Raw genomic sequence first — 2,641 nt, 5'->3', positions numbered from 1 at the left:
AGGGTCTCCACCCCACGCGGCAGACACAGACCCACCACCGACTCCGCACCCACCCCCTGCACCCGCAGGAAATGAGCCAACCGATTCGCCCGAGCATCCAACGCCGCGTAAGTGAGCTCCACACCGTCCTGCACCACCGCCACCGCGTCCGGCGTCCGCACCACCTGCGCCCCGAACAACCCCAACACCGACTCCCCCGACAGGGAGACGGACGTGTCATTCCACCCGGCCAGAACCCGAACCCGCTCCTCCGAAGACAGCACCTCCACCGCTCCGGCCCGCACCGCCGGGTCCGCCACCACCGCGGACAGCACCTGAATGAACCGCTGCGCCATCCGTTCCGCCGCATCCGCGTCGAACAGGTCCGCGGCCACGGTCACCGCACCCCGCACCCCGGCGGGAGCGCCCTGCGCGTCGTACTCCTCCGCGACCATCACATCCAGGTCGAACTTCGCGGAGGGCTTCCCGAGGAACAGCGGTGTGGACCGGACGCCGGGCAGGGTCAGCGTCGCCGCATCCAGCTCCCACCCGGATGAGGCGTTCAGCTTGGTGAGGACCACCTGGAACAGGGGATGCCTTGCCAGCGAGCGTTCCGGGGCGAGCTCCTCCACCAGTCGCTCGAACGGCACGTCCTGATGCGCATAGGCCCCAAGACCCGTCTCCCGCACACGCTCCAGCACCTGAGCGAACGTCGGATCGCCGGCCAGATCCGTCCGCATCACCAGCGTGTTGACGAAGCAGCCGACGAGGTCGTCCAAAGCCTCGTCCGTACGGCCCGCGATCGCCGAGCCGATCGGGATGTCCGTCCCCGCACCCAACCGGTGCAGGGTCACCGCAAGCGCCGCCTGCAGCACCATGAACACCGTCACGCCACGCTCGCGCGCCACCTCACGCAGCCGCACGTGGACAGCCGACGGCACGACGAATCCGGCCGAGAACCCGCGGTGGGACGCCGCTGTCGGCCGCGCCCGGTCGAACGGCAGCGCGAGTTCCACCGGGGCCCCTGCCAGAGCGTCACGCCAGTAATCCATCTGGCGTGACATCAGGCTCGTCGCGTCGCCACCGTCACCGAGCAGCTCCCGCTGCCACAGCGCATAGTCCGCGTACTGCACCGGCAGCGCATCCCACTGCGGAGCGCCCCCACCGCAGCGGGCCTCGTACGCCGCCGAGACATCGCGTGCCAACGGGCCCATCGACCAGCCATCACCCGCGATGTGGTGCACCACCACGACCAGTACATGCTCGTCCGCGTCCACGCCGAAGAGCCACGCCCTCATCGGCACCTCGGCCGACAGGTCGAACTCATACCCGGTGGCTCGTGCCATGGCAGCCGCCAGGTCATGCTGCTCGATCTCACCGGCCGGAAGCTCTGCGGACGGCTCGATCGTCGGCAGGCTGATCACCGACTCGTCCGGCGAGAGGGCGTCGAGGTCCAGCAAGCAGTCGTCCTCTCGCGGCCGACTCCCCTGGCTCACCTCGATCACGGTCAGGTCCCAGTCGAGTTCGTCAACGGGTACGACCTGCTGGTAGGGCTCGCCGTCGGCGACGCGGATGACCGTACGCAACACTTCATGGCGCCCGATGACATCCGTCAGCGCCTGCCCGAGCGCCTGCCGGTCCAGCTCCCCCCTCAAACGCACCACGACGGGGCTGTTGTAGGTCTGGCTCGGGCCCTCCAACTGGCCGATGAACCACAGACGGCGCTGCCCGTACGAGAGCGGAACCCGCTCCGGGCGCTCCACCGGCACCAGTGCCGCACGGGCCGAAACCGCCCCGTCGAGCCCGGCGGCCACACCGGCCGGAGTCGGCGCGTCGAAGAGCGTCCTGATCTCCATCTCCACGCCGAGCACCGTGCGGATCCGGCTCACCAACCGCGTCGCCAGCAGCGAATGCCCACCCAGCTCGAAGAAGTCGTCGTGCACCCCGACGCTCTCCAGCCCCAGGACCTCGGCGAACGCATCGCAGAGAATCTCCTCCTGGAGACTGGCCGGACCGCGGCCCGAGCGCGCTGCTGCCGCCGCGTAGTCCGGAGCCGGGAGGGCCTTGCGGTCGAGCTTGCCGTTGCCCGTCAGCGGCAGCGCCTCAAGGACCAGTACCGCGGACGGCACCATGTGCTCGGGCAGCCTGGCTGCGGCGAAGGACCGCACCGATTCGACGAGCGCCGCATGGTCGGTGTCCGCATCATCCGGTACGGCATAGGCGACCAGACGCATCTCCCCGGGCACGTCCTCCCGCGCGAGCACCGCCACCTGCCCGAGCTGCGGATGCGTGGCCAGTACCGCCTCGATCTCAGCCGGCTCGATACGGAAACCACGCACCTTCACCTGATCATCCGCGCGACCGGCGAACACCAGACGACCATCCGCCGCCCACCGGGCGCGGTCCCCCGTCCGGTACATCCGCTCCCCGGACCCGAACGGGCAGGCCACGAACCGCTCACCGGTCAGGCCCGGCCGTCCGACATACCCCCGCGCCAACTGCGCGCCCGCGACATACAGCTCTCCCACCACACCCACCGGCACCGGCTGCAGCGCCGCATCGAGCACGTAGAAGCGGGTGTTCGCGACCGGTCGGCCGACCGGAATCACCCCCGCCGCCGCATCCTCCGCAGACAGGGCACCCGTGGCGACACCGATGGTGG

1 protein-coding gene is annotated in these 2,641 nt (G+C 70.0%); it reads right to left on the bottom strand.

All coding sequences use genetic code 11. The features are described from left to right. A partial coding sequence (locus ACWGN5_RS41785; RefSeq protein WP_453524254.1) for a condensation domain-containing protein occupies window positions 1–2,641 on the bottom strand: 2,641 nt, incomplete at both ends.

It is taken from the genome of Streptomyces sp. NPDC055815 (assembly GCF_053616475.1).
This window is presented reverse-complemented; position numbering and strand designations above follow the sequence as displayed.